Here is a 16286-nt window from a genome sequence, read left to right on the forward strand (position 1 = left end):
ACATGAAGAAGTACGGCGGGTTCATCCCCGGGGTGCGCCCCGGGCGGAAGACGGCCGAGTACATCGACCGGACGCTGACCCGGATCACGCTGCCGGGCGCGATCTTCCTGGCGCTGATTTCGATCCTGCCCGACTTCCTGATCCTCTGGTTCAACGTCCCCTTCTACTTCGGGGGTACGAGCCTCCTCATCGTCGTCGGCGTGGCCCTCGACACGGTCCGGCAGATGGAGTCCCACCTCCTGATGCGCCACTACGAAGGCTTTCTGCGGAAGAAGGCCAAAGTGCGGGCCTGAGGGTGCGTGCGGTCTTTCTCGGCCCGCCCGGCGCGGGGAAGGGGACCCAGGCGCGACAGCTCGCCGCCGAGCGGGGCGTCCCTCAGATCGCGACCGGCGACATCCTCAGGGAAGCGGCCGCGAGCGGCACCCGGCTCGGACTCGAGGCCAAGCGGCACATGGACCAGGGGGTGCTGGTTCCGGACGACGTGGTGATCGGGCTGGTGGCCGAGCGGCTCGACCAGGCCGAGGCGGGGAAGGGGTTCCTGCTGGACGGCTTCCCGCGCACGGTGGCCCAGGCCGAGGCCCTTGACCGGCTCCTCGAGACGCTCGGTCTCGCGCTCGACCGCGTGATCTTCTTCGATGTCTCCGAGGCTGAGCTGCTCCGCCGGCTCACGGGGCGGCGGGTGTGCCGGCAGTGTGGAGAGACGTTCCATCTGGTCTCCGCTCCGCCCCGGAAGGCCGGGGCCTGCGACCGGTGCGGTGGCGAGCTGTACCAGCGCGAGGATGACAGTGAGCAGGCGGTGCGCCGGCGGCTGGCCGTGTACCGCGAGCAGACGGCGCCGCTCCTCGAATACTACCGGCGGCGCTCGCTCCTGGCCGTGGTCGCTGGGGAGGGGTCCATCGAGTCCGTCGGCGCCGCGGTTCGCGCCGCGCTTCCCTCGGGCGTTCCTCCGAAGGGGGCGCACCCACGCCCTGCGGGCGCCGGTACACGCCCCGTGCGAACCTCCCCCCGGAGGTTGCGCGGGCCGGGTACCCGCGGAGCGGGTGCCCGCTCGAAGCGAGCGGGGCAGGCGTGAGATGATCATTCTGAAGTCGGCACGCGAGATCGCGCTGATGCGCGCCGGCGGCCAGATTCTTGCGCAGGCCATGGGACGGCTCCGGGACCTCGTCAAGCCCGGCGTCTCGACGCTCGAGATCGACCGGGAGGTGGAGGCGTTGATCCTCGCGCGTGGCGCGAGGCCGGCGTTCAAGGGGTACCGGGGTTTCCCGGCCACGGTCTGCACTTCGCTCAACGACGAGGTGGTGCACGGGATCCCCTCGGCGCACCGGCGGGTGAAGGAGGGCGACATCGTCAGTCTCGATCTCGGCTGCATCGTCGATGGCTACTACGCGGACTGCGCCTTCACCCTGGCCATCGGCGAAGTGCCGCCGCGAGTGCAGGAGCTTCTGGACGTCACCCGGGAGAGCCTGGACCTGGCCATCGGCCAGTGTCGCCCGGGGAAACGCCTGGGGGATGTGTCTCACGCCGTGCAGGCGCACGTGGAGCGCCACGGCTTTTCGGTGGTGCGGACGTTCGTGGGCCACGGTATCGGTCGCGCGCTCCACGAGGATCCTCAGGTGCCGAATTTTGGTGAACCGGGCCGGGGACCATTGCTCAAGCCGGGCGTGGTACTGGCCATCGAGCCCATGGTGACCGCGGGAAGCGCGGAGGTTCGGATCCTCGAGGACCGCTGGACCGCGGTGACCGAGGACGGGAGCCTGGCGGCCCACTTTGAGCACACGGTGGCCGTCACGGAGGACGAACCCGAGGTCCTGACCCGCCTGGACGGCGGGAGCGCCGCGTAGGGGAGGGGCATGCCGAAGGAAGATGCGATCGAAGTCGAGGGGACCGTGGTCGAGCCTCTGCCCAACGCCATGTTCCGGGTGGAACTGGACAACGGCCACAAGGTCCTGGCCCACGTGTCGGGCAAAATGCGGATGAACTTCATCCGGATCCTGCCGGGTGATCGGGTGAAGGTAGAGCTGAGCCCGTACGACCTGACGCGCGGCCGGATCACGTATAGGTTTAAATAGTCGGAGTGGGCCGGGCCCCCGGCGCGAAGGCGCGGGGAGGGGCCCCCTCCGAAGCCTCCCCAGATGGTGGTTCGAGCGTGGCGGGTTCGGCCATGCCGCGAGGCAGCCGGCACCCCGGGCACCCAGCGAAGCTGGGTCGGGCGGGTCGCGCCGCGCGAGGCCCGAGTGGCAGTTCGAGCCGAGGGGCTGCCGACGAGCCGCAGGCGAGGCCAGCGACGAGGCGAGACCCGAGTAGATAAGAACGAGGCGAGGCCCGAGTTGGTTGCGCGGGCGAAGCCCGCGCTGGAAAGAGGCAAGCGGTGGTTAGTGAGTAGAGCGGTGCGAGTGAATACATGAAAGTGAAGCCGTCGATCAAGGTGCGGTGCGAGAAGTGCAAGATCGTCCGGCGCGGAGGCGTCGTCCGGGTGATCTGCTCGAACCCGCGCCACAAGCAGCGCCAGGGATGAAAGTCGGAGGGGGACACCCACGCCTTCGGCGCGGGTACCCGGGCCCCCTCCGAAACCTCCCCCAGAAGGGGTTGCGCGGGCAAAGCCCGCGCTCGGCGGGGTCGGCGCTCGAGCAGGAGGAGGGAGACAGGCATGGCGAGAATTGCAGGGGTGGACCTCCCGCGGGACAAGCGCGGAGAGGTGGCGATTACCTACATCTACGGGATCGGTCGCTTGCTCGCGAGAAAGATCTTCGCCCACTCCGGGGTGGATCCGAACCGCCGGGTCAAGGATTGGACCGAGGAGGAAGTGGCCCGGGTCCGCGAGATCATTGAGCGCGAGCTAAAGGTGGAAGGCGATCTCCGGCGCGACGTCTCGATGAACATCAAGCGGCTGATGGACATCGGCTGTTACCGCGGGATCCGGCATCGGCGCGGCCTGCCCGTCCGCGGCCAGCGGACCCACACCAACGCGCGGACGCGCAAGGGCCCGCGGCGCGGCGTGATGGTGAAGAAGAAGCCGGTGGCGGCGGCGAAGAAGGCGGGAGGCTAACCCATGGCCGAAGCCGCACCGAAGCCAACACCCCGGAAGAAGGGCGCGCGGAAACGGGAGCGCCGGGAAGTCCGGACCGGTGTCGCCTACATCCAGGCCACGTTCAACAACACGATCGTGACCATCACCGACAAGATGGGCAACGTGGTGACCTGGGCCAGCGCGGGCAGCGTCGGGTTCAAGGGCTCGCGGAAGAGCACGCCGTTCGCGGCTCAGACTGCGGCCGAGAGCGCGGCCCGGAAGGCCATGGACCTCGGGCTGAAACAGTTGGAGGTCTGCGTGAAAGGGCCGGGCGCGGGTCGGGAGGCGGCCATCCGGTCGCTCCAGGCCGTCGGCCTGGAGATCACGGCGATCCGTGACGTCACCCCGATCCCCCACGACGGGTGCCGCCCGCCAAAGCGGCGGAGAGTGTAGGGAGGGAATACGTTGGCGAGATATAGAGACGCGGCCTGCCGGCACTGCCGGCGAGAGGGAATCAAGCTCTTCCTCAAGGGAGCCCGCTGCTTCACCGAGAAGTGCGCGATCGAGCGGCGGAATTACCCGCCGGGACAGCACGGCCTGAACCGCGGCAAGCTGACCCCCTTCGGGGTGCGGCTCCGCGAGAAGCAGAAGGCGAAACAGATCTACGGGATCCTGGAAACGCAATTCAGGAAGTACTTCGCGTGGGCGGAGCGCGAGAAGGGGATCACCGGTGAGAACCTCCTGAAGTTCCTCGAGCGCCGCCTGGACAACGTCGTGTTCCGCCTCGGCTTCGCCGCCTCCCGCCGCGAGGCCCGCCAGATGGTCGCGCACGGGCACTTCCGGGTGAACGGCCGCAAGGTGATGATCCCCTCCTACCTCGTGAAGGTCGGCGACGTGGTCCAGCTCAAGCCAACCTCCAAGCTGGCCGCGCGCGTCACCGACAACCTCAACGCAGGGCGGGGGCAGATTCCCCCGTGGCTCGAGGCGGTCTCGGCGGAGACGAAGGGGATCGTGCGGGGGCTCCCGCTCCGCGAGGACATTCAGATCCCGGTGGAGGAGCAGCTCATCGTCGAGCTCTACTCGAAGTGAGGATGGGGTCCGATGCCGAGGATTCCGTTTCAGAAGCCGAAGACGATCGAGTGGGAAATTCTCACCAGCCAGTACGGGCGCCTCGTGGCAGAGCCCTTCGAAAAGGGGTACGCGCTCACCGTCGGGAACTCGCTCCGGCGCACTCTGCTCGCCATCATCCCCGGGGCGGCCATCGTCTGGGTGAGGGTCGGGGGGATGAAGGACCAGCTCGCCCACAGCCCAGGGGTCAAGGAGGACATGACCGACATCCTCCTGAACGTGCGGAAGCTGGCCGTGCACGTGCCCGGCGGCGAACCGCTGACAGCCAGGCTGGACATCAAAGGACCCAAAGAGGTTACCGGGGCCGATTTCGCCGACCCCAGGGTCACTGTTCTCAATCCTGAGCTTCACCTGGCGTCGGTGGAAAAGGGCGGCCACCTCAGCATGGAGGTGGGGATCCACATCGGGCGGGGGTACGTGGCCGCCGACAGGCATTCCGAGGGAGTCGTGCCGCCGGGCGCGCTGCCCCTCGACGCGAGTTACTGCCCCATTCAGCGAGTGGCGTACAACGTGGAGATGTCGCGGCTCGGCAAGGTGACCGACTACGAGAAGCTCGTGCTCGAGATCTGGACGAACGGTGCGGTCACGCCCGACGAGGCCCTGAACCAGTCCGCCACCCAGCTGCAAGAGCACTTCGCGCTCCTGGCGCCGGAGGTGTCGCCCGCCGAGGAGGTGGCGGAGGAAGGCGTGGACTTCCTGCAGGAAGCGCTCGCCAAGAGCCTGGAGGAGTTGACGCTCCCGACTCGGGCCGTCAACGCGCTGAAGAACGCCAACATCCTCACGGTGGCGGATCTCGTGCAGAAGACCGAGGCCGAGATCGAGAAGGTGAAGAACCTCGGCGAAAAGTCGCTCGAGGAGATCAAGAGCGTGCTGGCGGGCCTGGGGTTATCGCTGGGGATGCGGATCGATCCGGCGGTGCTGGCCGCTGCCGGGCGTGGAGGTGTCCGGTGAGGCACGGCAGGGCGGGCAAGAAGCTGGGACGCGTGACCGCCCATCGCTGGGCCCTGTTCCGGAACCTCCTGACCGCCCTGTTCCGCCACGAGCGGATCACGACCACCGAGGCCAAGGCCAAAGCGGTCCGGGGCCTGGCCGATGGGATGATCACGCTGGCCAAGCGGGAGAGCCTCCACGCCCGCCGTCAGGCGCTGCGCCTGGTGCCGGACGAGACCGTGGTGAAGAAGCTGTTCGACACGGTGGCGGCCCGCTACGCCGAGCGTCACGGCGGCTACACGCGGATCGTGAAAGCGGGGCACCGGGCGGGGGACAACGCCCCGATGGTGCTGCTGGAGCTCGTGGACCGCCCTCCGGACAAGAAGGACAAGGAGAAGACGAAAGCCGCCGAGGCCGCGAAGGGGCGCAGAGGCAAGAAGCAGAAGGCCGCGGCGGCAGCAGGCTCGTAGCGTCTGGCCCGGATCACCTCCGACGAGCGCGGCGCGGAGGCGCGCGCGCCAGCTCCTCACGGCCTGACGCAGTTGATGTAGGTCCAGCAGCACCGGAACGCCTGCCGGCCGCCGAAGAGCGTGTCCATGGCGTGGCGGATCAGCGCCAGCCGGTCGCGCACGGCGTCCTGGCCGGGGGCCTTGCCGTCGACCTTGACCGAGCCGCCCACCCAGCCCAACACCGCCTCGTGATAGGCGCTCAGGAACTCGAACCAGTCGTCGACCCGGGCCTCGATAGTGCGGGCGGTCACCTCCTCGACGCGGAATCCGGCGCCCTCGAGGCAGCGCAGGTAGTAGTCGAGCGGCCGCACCGGGAGGAAGACCCGGTCGCGGTGGGCCAGGTGCGCTTGCATCCGGGTCTCGTCGTCCAGCAGTGGCCGGTAGGCGGCGTAGCGAGGGTCGTTGCGGACCAGTCCGGTGGCGACCTCGTGGATCGCCCACACGGTCTCGTCCAGGATCCAGTCGCTCGGGCGGGCCTCCGGGTTGCGGATGTTGCCCGACTGCACGAAGACCCGCCCTCCCGCCCGCAGCACCCGGGCCCAGGAGGCGAGCGTCTCGGGGAGGTCCAGGTAGAGGTGGATCGCGTTGGTGGAGGCGATGGCGTCGACCCGACGCGCCAGCAGCTCGGGGCCGAGCACTTCCTCGAGGAGCTCGAGCCGCTTCTCCTCCTTGAGCCAGCGTAGCAGGCGGAACGCGACGCGCTCGTCATCGGCGAACTTGTCCAGCGCAACGCGGAGGAACTTGGGCGAGCTGTCGACGATCAGCATCCCCACCTGGCGGTCGAAGATCCGTAGCTTGAGCCGGTCGAGGAGGATCCCGGTGCCACCCGAGTAGTCGATCAGGCCCTCGCCTTCCGCCAGGTGCCGGGCCAGGTCCTCCACCGTCGGGTCGAGGTTCTGATACCAGCCGTGGTTCTCGACGGTGTCGTACTGGAGCCCGAAGGTGTCCACCGGCTGACGCGTCCAGTCCTCGTCCGGGACGCGCGCGAAGCCGGGTGGCCACTGGAAGCGGCGCCGTGGCCCGCCGCGCTGCTGGATCGGTCCGCTCAGCTCGCGATGGATGCGCAGCAGCTCGGGGATGGTGGCCGGAGCGCGCCGGCCCCAGCCGCACTCGGTGGCGATGCCGAAGCCGGAGACGAAGCGGCGCGCGACCTCCATGCGGCGGGCCGTGCCCTCGACGCCGTCGGTGTGGTGGACGAGGCCCAGGTAGAGCTCGGTCTCGGGGCGCAGGCGTAGGGCTTCCAGCGGCGCGTAGTAGGCGTCGTCCACGCGGGCGCGCGGGACCGGGAGGTGGATCCAGTTGAGGGGGCGGCCGAGGCTTGCCGTCAGCGCGCTGGCGACGTCGACCAGCTTGCCGGCGTCGGCCGGCTCCTTGAAGTGCCGGTGCTGGACGTCGCCGTAGCAGAAGTGGTAGCCCAGCTCGACGTCAGGCGGCACCTGGCGGGACAGCCGCAGCAGGCGCTCCAGGATGCCGCCCTTGGCGTCGTCGAACCAGACCGGGAAGACGCCTTCCAGCATCCCGAACTCGAAGTTGGTGTCCCACTGGATCGCCAGCTGGTCGTGCGGCACGCCCTGGAGGATGACGCGCAGCTCGCCGAGCAACTGGTCTTCGTAGGCCTGCTCCAGGAGCCCCTGGTGTTCGGGCACCACGAAGGCGCTGATCGGGGCCAGCGGCGTGGGCAGGCACACCTGGAAGCGGCACGCGACCGGCACCAGCCCGTCGCGCTTCAGCCGGGCGAAGACGCGGTAGGAGGCGATGGCCGCCTCGGCGTACCCCAGGGCCGTGAAGGTGACGCTTTCCGGACGCGCGCCCTCGGCGAGGCGGACGCGCGGCAACGGGCGCCAGCTGTTTGCTCCGGGCGGCACGACCTCGAGCTCGGGCTGGGACGTGAAGACGGGGAGCTGCCACACGATCCAGTCGGAACGCGGGCCGGTCTCGCCGTCGGGGATGCGCCGGAGCCGGTCGCCGATCTCGGCGGCGACAGTGCGAAAGACGACCTCCGCGCTGGCCAGCGGCACGCTGCCGACCAGGTGGGCACCGCGAGCCAGCGGCTGAGCCACCATCACTTGTCCGCCTCGACGCGCGCCGGCGTCAGGCTCATGGCCCGTCAGGAGCCGATGCTACAGCGCGGATCAAGAGTGCGGCGCCAGGCATCCTGGGCTTCTACTCGGCGGGGGCCTCGACGGCCCCCTCCGAACCTCCCGCGGGAGCTTGCGCGGGCCGGGTACCCGCGCAGCGGGTGCGCGCGCGAAGTCAGCCTTTCAGATGCTTGGCGAAGAAGTCTAGAGTGCGGCGCCAGGCATCCTGGGCTTCGGTTGCGCGATAGACGTCCTTGCGCGAGTCGTTGAAGAAGGCGTGGGGCGCGCCCGGGTAGATCTTCACCTCGCCGGGCTTGTTGTACTTCTTGAGCGCCTCCTCCAGCCGGCGCACGTCGTCCCGCGTGATCCAGAAGTCGGCGTCCCCGTAGATGTAGAGCACCGGGCAGGCGAGGGCCTGGAGCGTGGCCGCGTCGGGGACCTCCCCGTAGTACGGCGCCGCCGCCTTGACCTCCTTCGTCTTGCACGGCAGGAGCAGCGCGAAGGAGCCTCCCATGCAGAAGCCCGTGACCCCGATCCGGTCCGTCCGAACATTCTTCTGGCCCTTGAGGTGCTGGATCCCGCCGATCAGGTCCTTGATCGCCTCGTCGCGGTTGAGGGCGCCCATGAGCTTGCCCGCCTCGTTGGGGTCGTCAGTCACCTTGCCGTGGTAGAGGTCGGGGGCGAGCGCCACGTAGCCCTCTTTGGCGTACCGGTCCGCGACCTCCCGGATGTGGGCGTTGAGGCCCCACCACTCCTGGATGACGATCACGGCGGGGAACGGCCCGGCGCCCGGAGGCGTGCTCAGGTAAGCACTGACTTTCTGACCGTTGCGCTGGTACTGGATCGTGCTGCCCATCAGGGTGCCTCCTTTCGCTGGGGGTGTGCGAGTTCGGTGCGCGCGGCAGCGATCTTGACGGCGATGACCCGGCGCTCGTCGGCGTCCAGCACCGTCACGTGGTAGCGGCCGATCCTGAACTGCTCGCCGACCCGCGGGATTCGGTGGAGCGTGGCCAGGATGAGCCCGGCCAACGTTTCGTAGTCGGCCTTGGGCAGGTCCCACTCCAGGGTCTCGTTCAGCTCGTCGATCTGGACGCGCCCGGCAACCCGGTAGCTGCCGTCGGGCAGGCGCTCGATGGTCTCCGGCACCCGGTCGTGCTCGTCCTGGATCTCGCCGACGATCTCCTCCAGGATATCCTCAAGCGTGACGATGCCCACCGCGCCGCCGTACTCGTCCACCACCACCGCCAGCTGAATCCGCGCCTTCTGCATCTCGCGCAGGAGGTCGTCGATGCGCTTGGTCTCAGGGACGTAGGTCGCCGGGCGCATCAGCGCCTTCAGGGTCTGCCCGGCGGCGCCACGCCTCAGGAGATCCATGGCGGTCACGACCCCCACCACGTTGAGCTCGCGGTCCCTGAAGACCGGCAGGCGGGAGAAGCCCCGCTCCTGGATCAGCGCGAGCGCCTCGTCCGGCGTGGCGGTCTCGGGAAGCGCCGCCATGTCCATGAGCGGCACCATCACTTCGCGCACCCTGGTCTCCCCCAACTCGAAAATCTTGTCGATCATTTCCGCTTCCTGGGTGGTCACGTCCGATTCCTCAGGCTCCATCTGGAGCACGAGCTTGAGCCCCTCCCGGGACACGAAGTGCCGCGTGTGCGCCCGGGGCCGGCCGAGGAGCCGCAGGATGCCCTCGACGATCTTGCTCGCCGTCCATGTCAGGGGCGTCAGGAGCCAGGCCGCCCAGCTGAGCGGGCGGAAGAGTCGGAGGATGAGTGCGGTCGCCCACTGCTGGGCGATCGCCTTGGGGATGACCTCTCCAAGCACGAGCATCGTCGGGGTCAGGACCAGGGTCGCGACGAGGGCGGCGGCCGGTCCCAGCAGGGGGAGGAGCGCCCAGGTGGCGACCGAGGCGGCGATGATGTGGGTGATGGGGACCCCCATCTTGGCCGCGGAGAGAAGCTGTTCCGGGCGGGAGAAGGCCTCCAGGTAGCGTGCCGCCACGGTGTGGCCCTCTTCGGCCAGGTGGCGCAGCCTGGCCCGATTCGCGGCCACGAATGCCATCTCCGCCGCGGAAAAGAAGGCGGTCGCCATGAGGCAGCCCAGGATGACCCAGAAGGAGATCATGCCGCCGCCTTGTCGGGTGCGCCCGTCCTGAGCGTGACGAGCACCTCGACGATCCGGGTGCGCTGCACCTTCTCCACCACCACCGTCACCTCCGGGGTCTCGATCCGCTCGCTGCGGTGAGGGATTCGGCCGAAGAGGTCGAGCACCCACCCGCCGACAGTGTCGTAGGCCTCGCTCGACAGCACGAGCCCGGTCGCGGCATTCAGCTCGTCGATCGGGAGTTTCCCGGACACCCGATAGGTCCGCGCGTCGATCGGCTGGATGAGCCGCTCCTCGACATCGAACTCGTCGGAAATTTCGCCGACCAGCTCCTCGAGGAGATCCTCCAGCGCGACCAGCCCCGCCGTGCCGCCGTACTCGTCCACGACGATCGCTATGTGGAGCTTCTTCGCCTGGAACTCCTTGAGGAGGGCGTGCACGCGCTTGGACTCGGGGACGAAGTAGGGCGGGTGGAGGTGGGCCCTGAGATCGAGGTCTGGCGCGCCGCTCCGCACGTAGGGGAGGAGCTCCTTCGTGTAGAGGATCCCGACGATCCGGTCAACGCTCCCCTCGTAGACCGGCACGCGCGAGTGGAGTTGCTCCCGGAGCGCCTCGAGGACCCGGGCGGGGGGCGTGGAGATGTCGAGGCAGAACATGTCGGGCCGCGGCACCATGACCTCGCGGACCAGGGTGTCCTCCAGCTCAAACACCTTGTGAATCATCTCGCGCTCGGTGCGTTCGACCACGCCCTCGCGGGCGCCCACATCCACCAGCGTGCGGAGCTCCTCCTCGGTGATGAGGGGCTCGCGCTGCTCCGGCGAGCCGAGGGCCTTGAGCGTGACGGCGGTCAGGCCAACGAGCAGGCTGCGCGCCGGCGCCAGCAGGACGGAGAGCCAGGACACGGGACGGCTCACCCAGACGGCGAACCGCTCGGCGCGCTCCAGGGCCAGCGACATCGGCAGCACCTCGGTGAAGACCGTGGTAAAGAAGATCATCGCGCCGATGGCCACGGATAGGCCCCAGCGGCCCAGGAGCTGCTCCGCCACGGAGGCGGCGATGGCGGAGGCGCCGATGTCGATCAGGGTGATCCCGACCAGGAGGGTAACGAGGAGATCGTGGGGGCGCGCGATCAACGGTGTCGCCGCTTTCAGAGTGTCCTCGGTGTCGGCCAGGCGCCGGAGCCGCAGGCGTCCCAGCGAGAAGAATGCGGCCTCGGCGCCGTTGAGGAGAGCCGAGCAACCCAGGAGCAGTATCAGACCGAGAAGCCCCCAGCCGACCCAGGCCTCCATCGCTGTCACCGGCTCCGCGCGGAGGAGAAGTGCTCGAACCCGAGCCCGACGGGCACGGGCTCACCTCGGCTGTTCAGGAATGCCACGCCGGCCTCCGCCTCCACGATCTCGCCGATCGCCACGAGCGGCGTTCCCGTGGCCGCCTCGAGCCCGGCGGCAAGCGCCGGGAAGGCCGAGGGGTCCGCCGCCAGGAGGAGCTCGTAGTCCTCTCCGCCCGCGACGGCCAGCTCGAACGGGTCTCGTGCGAGCGCGGCCGCCACGCTCCAGACCGCCTCCGAGATCGGAAGCTTCTCCAGGTAGACCCGGGCGCCCGCGCTACTCTCGGAGGTGAGGTGGCCGAGATCGGCGGCGAGGCCGTCCGAGAGGTCGATCAGGGCGTTGACGGCAGGGGATGCGCCGAGCCAGCGGCCCTCGGCAACCCGGGCCACCGGGCGGAGGTGGGCCTGGCTCACTTTGTCCCGGAGGGGTTGCTCGACTCTGTCGAGCGCCGGTGCCGCGGCTCCGGCGGTCGTCGCTTCCAGCAGCGCCAGCCCCGTGGCGGACTCGCCCAGCGCTCCCGTGACGGCGAGGAGGTCGCCTGGCCGGGCCCCGGAGCGGAGCTTTGGTGCTCCCTCCAGCTCCCCGAGGAGCGTCACGTTCACGATCCACCGGTCGGGCGAGGCCGAGGTGTCGCCACCCACGATGACCACGCCGTGGGGGGCTGCCGCGAGACGCATTCCTTCATAGAACGCGTCGATATCATCTACCTCCGTGCCGGCGGGGCAGGCCAGGGCGACCAGCGCAAACCGCGGGGTCCCGCCAATCGCAGCAATGTCCGAGAGGTTCACGGCCAGGGCCTTCCAGCCGATGTCGGCAGGCTCGGCGTAGCGGCGGCGGAAGTGGATGTCCTCCAGCAGGAGGTCGGTGGTGGCCAGGAGTCGCGTGCCCCGGGACGGCTCGAGCACAGCGGAGTCGTCTCCGATCCCGACCGCGACGCCCGGGGCGCCGGATCCGACAGCGCGTCGGATCCGGAGGATCAACCCGCGTTCCCCGAGCTCGGAGACTCTCATCCCGCTCCGGCGGCACCGAGCGCGAGGAAGTTCCGGAGGAGGGCCTTGCCCTGGACTGTGAGGATGGATTCGGGGTGGAACTGGACGCCTTCCACCCGGTACCTGCGATGGCGGAGCCCCATGATCTCCCCGTCCTCGGCGCGTGCCGAGACCTCCAGCGCCGCCGGGAACCCCTCGTCGAGCACCGCCAGAGAGTGATACCGGGTCGCCCCGAACGGCGAGGGGAGCCCCTGGAACACCCCCTTTCCGTCGTGGCTGATCTCCGAGATCTTTCCGTGCATCTGCCGCCGGGCCCGGCTCACGCGCCCGCCGAACGCCTGGCCGATGGCCTGGTGGCCGAGGCACACGCCGAGGATCGGAATCGTCGCGTGGAAGCTGCGGATCAGCTCCAGCGAGACGCCGGCGTCGTCGGGCGTCCCGGGCCCCGGGGAGATCACGATGCGCTCGGGGGCGAGCGCGGCGATCGCGTCGAGCGAGATGGCGTCGTTGCGGACGACGCGCAGCTCGGCGCCGAGCTCGCCCAGGTACTGCACCAGGTTGTAGGTGAAGCTGTCGTAGTTGTCGATGACCAGGATCATGTGGGTGGTCCGGATCAGGCCGGGCTGGATTCGGCGAAGCGAAGCGCGAGCACGAGCCCTCGCGCCTTGGAGCAGGTCTCGAGCCACTCGGCTTTCGGGTCGGAGTCGGCGACGATCCCCGCCCCGACTTGGACCGAGGCACGGTCGCCGCGGCAAACGATCGTGCGGATGGTGATGCACGAGTCGAGGGTCCCCGAGTAGGAGACGTAGCCGACCGCGCCCGCGTACGGGCCGCGCCGGACCGGCTCCAGCTCCTCGATGATCTCCATGGCCCGGATCTTGGGGGCGCCCGTCACGGTCCCCGCCGGGAAGCAGGCCTCCAGCACATCGAAGGCGTCGCGCTCCGACGCGAGGCGGCCGCGCACGTGGCTCACCAGGTGCATGACGTGGGAGTAGCGCTCGACGACCATGAACTCGCTGACCTCCACCGAACCGAGCTCGGAGACCCGCCCCACGTCGTTGCGGCCGAGATCCACGAGCATGAGGTGTTCGGCACGCTCCTTGATGTCGGCCCGGAACTCGGCTTCGATCTGGGCGTCCTCCGCCTCGGTCGGGCCGCGCGGGCGGGTGCCGGCGATGGGGCGCTCCTCCACGGTTCCGTCCTCGGCACGGACGAGGACCTCGGGCGACGAGCCGATGATGGACGTCTTGCCGAGGCGCAGGAGGAAGAGGTACGGAGAGGGGTTGATGGTCCGGAGCGCCCGGTAGATCCGGAACGGGTCGGCCGTCACCTTCGTGTCGAGCCGCCGCGAGAGCACGATCTGATAGGCATCGCCGGCCGCGATGTATTCCTTGGCTCGCCTGACTCGTTCCATGAACGTCGCCTGGTCCATCGACGAGCCGAACCCCTCCTCGCCGAGCGCCACGAGCGGCTCGACGGAAGGGAGAGCGAGCGGTGGCGGCGTGCGCGCGGGGCGGCCCAGCTTGGCCAGGAGCATGCCGATCTTCACCGCCGCTGAATCGTACGCGCGGTCGAGCGAGGCCGGGTCGGTCCGGTCCACGTGAGCGTTGGCGATCACCAGGAGCCGGTGGCGAAGGTTGTCGAAGACCAGGAGGCTGTCGGTGAGGAGGAAGACAGCCTCCGGAAGGTCGAGATCGTCCGGGAGCGTCGCGGGCAACCGCTCCAGGTACCTCACCACGTCGTAGGCCACGTAGCCGACCGCCCCGCCCTGAAAGCGGGGCAGCCCGGGGACGGATACCGGATGGAAACGGCCCATCAGGCTCCTGAGCGCCCGGAGGGGGTTGCCCGAGGGAAGGCGCTCGCTCTTGCCGTCGGGGCCCCTGAGCGTGCTCCGGCCGGCCTTGGCCGTGAGCACCATGAGCGGGTCCGAACCCAGGAACGAGTAGCGCGCCCACTTCTCCCCGCCCTCGACGGATTCCAGGAGGAAGGCGTAGGGCCCGGGCCTGAGCCTGAGGAAGGCGGAGAGTGGCGTGTCCAGATCGGCCGGAAGCTCGGTGAAGACCGGGATCAGGTTCCCGCGCTGGGCCAGGGCTCGAAACTCTTCCCGGGGCGGCGAGAGGGGAGGGACGCGAAGCGCAGCAGCTTTCATGGAGCGTTTCTGGCCAGCCTCAGGCTAGCGCGTCGAGCTTCTTTCTGATCTGGGCCCGGGGGACCGCTCCGATGACCTGATCGAGCACCTTGCCGTCCTTGATGAACAGGACGGTTGGGATCGAGCGGATCCCGTACCGGGCCGCCAGTCCCGGGTTCTCGTCCACATTCACCTTGGCCAGGGTGACCCTGCCGGCCGACTCGCGGACCAGCTCGTCCAGAACCGGAGCCAGCATCTTGCAGGGCGCGCACCACTCCGCCCAGAAGTCCACCATCAGCAGCCCTGGATGCTGGGAAACCTCCTGATCAAACGTGGCTTCGGAGAGGGAGAGGGTGTCTTCGGCCATGCGTGTCAGTCTCCTTCGGTAGGGTGCCCCAAACGGAAATTACGCTAGCATAGTGCCTCCCCCTTTAGCAAGCCAACCCACCATTGTTTGTCAGTTTGACACTGATACGATATACTCCCATCTTAACATGACGGTAGACCGGCCCAAGGTACTCGTCGTAGACGACGAGGAGCGTTTGAAAGAGGTCTTGACGGACGCCCTGGCCGACTGGGGGTACCAGGTTGTCACGGCAGGCACCGGGGCCAATGCCATCGAGCTGATCAAGCGCCAGCTTTTCGACGCCGCCCTCGTCGATATCCGGATGCCCGGAATGGACGGGCTCGAGCTCCTGCGCGAGATCAAGCGTCACGACTCAGCCATCGAGGTCGTGATGATGACCGGCTATCCCACCGTCAGTACCGCTGTCGAGGCGTTGAAGGAAGGCGCTTACGACTACCTGAATAAGCCGCTGATCCTGGACGACCTGCGTCACCTCATGAACCGACTGATGGAACGGCGCTTCCTCCGCCGCCAGGTCAGCTCGCTCCGCCGCCGGCTCGAGGAGCAGATGACGGTGAGTGAGCTGGTGGGGACCTCGCCCCAGATGGAGCGGGTCAAGGAGGTCGTGACGAAGGTGGCGGCGACGGATTCGCCCGTGCTGATCGAGGGGGAGAGCGGGACCGGCAAGGAGCTGGTGGCCGCGGCGATCCACCGGCTCTCGGCGCGGAGGGACGGGCCCTTCATCCCGGTGAATTCCAGCGCCATTCCCGCCGACCTGCTGGAGTCGGAGTTCTTCGGCCACGTGCGGGGGGCCTTCTCGGGGGCCGTGGCGGACACTCTGGGGCTGTTCAGGTCGGCGAACGGGGGCACGATCTTCCTGGACGAGGTGGCGGAGCTCCCGCCGGCGCTGCAGGTGAAGCTCTTGCGGGTGCTGCAGGAGAAGGAGATCCGGCCGGTGGGGTCGCCGAAGACGCACACGGTGGACGTGCGGGTGATCGCGGCGACGAACCGGCGGCTGGAGGAGGCGATCAAGGATGGCAGTCTGCGCCAGGACCTCTTCTACCGGCTCAACGTGGTGCGGATCGGGATGCCGTCGCTCCGGGAGCGCAAGGGGGACATCCCGGGGCTGGTGAACCACTTCATCCGGCGGTTCAACGAGCGGTTTGGGCGGGAGGTGACGGGGGTAGGGCCGGAGGCGATGGGGGCGCTGATGGGGTACGGGTTTCCGGGGAATGTGCGGGAGCTGGAGAATCTGCTGGAGCGGGCGTACGCCTTGGGGGCGCGCGGGGAGCTGACGCTGGCGGACCTGCCGGCGCTCTCGGCGCGGCCGGTGGGGGTGGGGGCGGCGGCGGGGGAGCTCCCGACGCTGGCGGAGGCGGAGCGGGAGCTGATCCTGCGGGCGCTTCAGCTCCACGGCAACGACAAGGAAGAGACCGCGCGCGCTCTCGGGGTATCTCCGCGGACGATCTACCGGCGTCTGAAGGACTACGGCCTCCTCTAGGGAACCTGTAGGGGGGCTACGCCCCCCTTCCGGACCTCCCACCAGGATGGGTTGCGGCGGCGGAGCCGGCGCTCGAACGTGCTTATTCCGACAGCCACCGAGGCCAAATCGGAGGGGGCCTCGACGACCCCCTCGAGATCTCCACCAGGAATGGTGGTTCGAGCCGAGGGGCTGCCGACGAGCCGCAGGCGTGGTAGTTCGAGCCGAGGCGCTTCGGCGCAGGCAGCTTCATCGCCTGCGCC

The 16286-nt window shown here is 69.0% G+C and carries 19 protein-coding genes; 11 read left to right on the forward strand and 8 right to left on the reverse strand.

Translation table 11 applies throughout. From position 1 onward, the window contains the following. The 10 genes from HY726_06535 to rplQ form a co-directional block, all read left to right on the forward strand. Positions 1-293, forward strand: a 293-nt coding sequence (locus HY726_06535) for a preprotein translocase subunit SecY (protein MBI4608643.1), incomplete at its 5' end; no start/stop codon positions are given. 2 nt (positions 294-295) lie between these two features. Further along, positions 296-1072: an adenylate kinase gene (locus HY726_06540; protein ID MBI4608644.1), complete on the forward strand. Its 777-nt coding sequence runs from the start codon at positions 296-298 to the stop codon at positions 1070-1072. 1 nt (position 1073) lies between these two features. Continuing rightward, entirely contained in the window at positions 1074-1841 is a 768-nt protein-coding gene (map, locus tag HY726_06545; protein ID MBI4608645.1) for a type I methionyl aminopeptidase, read from the forward strand. Between the two features lie 9 nt (positions 1842-1850). After that, the gene (infA, locus tag HY726_06550) at positions 1851-2069 is read left to right on the forward strand and encodes a translation initiation factor IF-1 (protein ID MBI4608646.1); all 219 of its coding nucleotides are present in this window, start codon (positions 1851-1853) and stop codon (positions 2067-2069) included. A gap of 332 nt (positions 2070-2401) precedes the next feature. Continuing rightward, positions 2402-2515 carry a 50S ribosomal protein L36 gene (rpmJ, locus tag HY726_06555; GenBank protein MBI4608647.1) on the forward strand — a complete coding sequence of 38 codons (114 nt, stop codon included), beginning with the start codon at positions 2402-2404 and terminating at the stop codon, positions 2513-2515. A 132-nt stretch (positions 2516-2647) separates the two neighbouring features. Then, complete coding sequence (rpsM, locus tag HY726_06560; GenBank protein MBI4608648.1) at positions 2648-3046, forward strand: 30S ribosomal protein S13; 399 nt, start codon at positions 2648-2650, stop codon at positions 3044-3046. Positions 3047-3049: 3 nt separating this feature from the next. Then, positions 3050-3460, forward strand: a complete 411-nt coding sequence (rpsK, locus tag HY726_06565) for a 30S ribosomal protein S11 (protein MBI4608649.1) — start codon at positions 3050-3052, stop codon at positions 3458-3460. Between the two features lie 12 nt (positions 3461-3472). Then, positions 3473-4096, forward strand: a complete 624-nt coding sequence (gene rpsD / locus HY726_06570; GenBank protein ID MBI4608650.1) for a 30S ribosomal protein S4 — start codon at positions 3473-3475, stop codon at positions 4094-4096. 12 nt (positions 4097-4108) lie between these two features. Beyond that, entirely contained in the window at positions 4109-5086 is a 978-nt protein-coding gene (locus HY726_06575) for a DNA-directed RNA polymerase subunit alpha (protein MBI4608651.1), read from the forward strand. Continuing rightward, positions 5083-5535 carry a 50S ribosomal protein L17 gene (gene rplQ / locus HY726_06580; GenBank protein MBI4608652.1) on the forward strand — a complete coding sequence of 151 codons (453 nt, stop codon included), beginning with the start codon at positions 5083-5085 and terminating at the stop codon, positions 5533-5535. Before HY726_06575 ends, rplQ begins: the two co-directional genes overlap by 4 nt. A gap of 56 nt (positions 5536-5591) precedes the next feature. Here the strand turns inward: rplQ and HY726_06585 are convergent, their stop codons facing one another. The 8 genes from HY726_06585 to trxA form a co-directional block, all read right to left on the reverse strand. After that, positions 5592-7637 (reverse strand): class I SAM-dependent methyltransferase, encoded by a 2046-nt coding sequence (locus tag HY726_06585; GenBank protein ID MBI4608653.1) that lies wholly within the window; start codon positions 7635-7637, stop codon positions 5592-5594. Between the two features lie 190 nt (positions 7638-7827). After that, positions 7828-8508: a dienelactone hydrolase family protein gene (locus HY726_06590; GenBank protein MBI4608654.1), complete on the reverse strand. Its 681-nt coding sequence runs from the start codon at positions 8506-8508 to the stop codon at positions 7828-7830. Then, a complete protein-coding gene (locus HY726_06595; protein ID MBI4608655.1) occupies positions 8508-9773 on the reverse strand; it encodes an HlyC/CorC family transporter in 1266 nt (421 codons plus the stop codon). The genes HY726_06590 and HY726_06595 overlap by 1 nt, the downstream gene beginning before the upstream one ends. Beyond that, the gene (locus HY726_06600) at positions 9770-11050 is read right to left on the reverse strand and encodes an HlyC/CorC family transporter (GenBank protein MBI4608656.1); all 1281 of its coding nucleotides are present in this window, start codon (positions 11048-11050) and stop codon (positions 9770-9772) included. The genes HY726_06595 and HY726_06600 overlap by 4 nt, the downstream gene beginning before the upstream one ends. Continuing rightward, complete coding sequence (thiL, locus tag HY726_06605; protein MBI4608657.1) at positions 11047-12090, reverse strand: thiamine-phosphate kinase; 1044 nt, start codon at positions 12088-12090, stop codon at positions 11047-11049. The genes HY726_06600 and thiL overlap by 4 nt, the downstream gene beginning before the upstream one ends. Continuing rightward, positions 12087-12668: an aminodeoxychorismate/anthranilate synthase component II gene (locus HY726_06610; protein MBI4608658.1), complete on the reverse strand. Its 582-nt coding sequence runs from the start codon at positions 12666-12668 to the stop codon at positions 12087-12089. Before HY726_06610 ends, thiL begins: the two co-directional genes overlap by 4 nt. Before the next feature lie 14 nt (positions 12669-12682). Continuing rightward, positions 12683-14218: an anthranilate synthase component I gene (gene trpE / locus HY726_06615; GenBank protein ID MBI4608659.1), complete on the reverse strand. Its 1536-nt coding sequence runs from the start codon at positions 14216-14218 to the stop codon at positions 12683-12685. A gap of 19 nt (positions 14219-14237) precedes the next feature. Continuing rightward, entirely contained in the window at positions 14238-14564 is a 327-nt protein-coding gene (gene trxA, locus HY726_06620) for a thioredoxin (GenBank protein MBI4608660.1), read from the reverse strand. Between the two features lie 175 nt (positions 14565-14739). Here trxA and HY726_06625 point away from each other — a divergent pair, with 175 nt between their 5' ends. Further along, complete coding sequence (locus HY726_06625; GenBank protein MBI4608661.1) at positions 14740-16044, forward strand: sigma-54-dependent Fis family transcriptional regulator; 1305 nt, start codon at positions 14740-14742, stop codon at positions 16042-16044. Positions 16045-16286 lie beyond the last annotated feature (242 nt).

The sequence above is a fragment of the Candidatus Rokuibacteriota bacterium genome (assembly GCA_016209385.1).
In the GTDB taxonomy this organism is placed as follows: Bacteria; Methylomirabilota; Methylomirabilia; order Rokubacteriales; family CSP1-6; genus JACQWB01.

Coding starts and splice junctions, on each gene's coding strand:
- map (MBI4608645.1), top strand. CDS start 1,074: ATGATCATTCTGAAGTCGGCACGCGAGATCGCGCTGATGCGCGCCGGC.
- infA (MBI4608646.1), top strand. CDS start 1,851: ATGCCGAAGGAAGATGCGATCGAAGTCGAGGGGACCGTGGTCGAGCCT.
- rpmJ (MBI4608647.1), top strand. CDS start 2,402: ATGAAAGTGAAGCCGTCGATCAAGGTGCGGTGCGAGAAGTGCAAGATC.
- rpsM (MBI4608648.1), top strand. CDS start 2,648: ATGGCGAGAATTGCAGGGGTGGACCTCCCGCGGGACAAGCGCGGAGAG.
- rpsK (MBI4608649.1), top strand. CDS start 3,050: ATGGCCGAAGCCGCACCGAAGCCAACACCCCGGAAGAAGGGCGCGCGG.
- HY726_06575 (MBI4608651.1), top strand. CDS start 4,109: ATGCCGAGGATTCCGTTTCAGAAGCCGAAGACGATCGAGTGGGAAATT.
- HY726_06585 (MBI4608653.1), bottom strand. CDS start 7,637: ATGGTGGCTCAGCCGCTGGCTCGCGGTGCCCACCTGGTCGGCAGCGTG.
- HY726_06590 (MBI4608654.1), bottom strand. CDS start 8,508: ATGGGCAGCACGATCCAGTACCAGCGCAACGGTCAGAAAGTCAGTGCT.
- HY726_06595 (MBI4608655.1), bottom strand. CDS start 9,773: ATGATCTCCTTCTGGGTCATCCTGGGCTGCCTCATGGCGACCGCCTTC.
- thiL (MBI4608657.1), bottom strand. CDS start 12,090: ATGAGAGTCTCCGAGCTCGGGGAACGCGGGTTGATCCTCCGGATCCGA.
- HY726_06610 (MBI4608658.1), bottom strand. CDS start 12,668: ATGATCCTGGTCATCGACAACTACGACAGCTTCACCTACAACCTGGTG.
- trpE (MBI4608659.1), bottom strand. CDS start 14,218: ATGAAAGCTGCTGCGCTTCGCGTCCCTCCCCTCTCGCCGCCCCGGGAA.
- trxA (MBI4608660.1), bottom strand. CDS start 14,564: ATGGCCGAAGACACCCTCTCCCTCTCCGAAGCCACGTTTGATCAGGAG.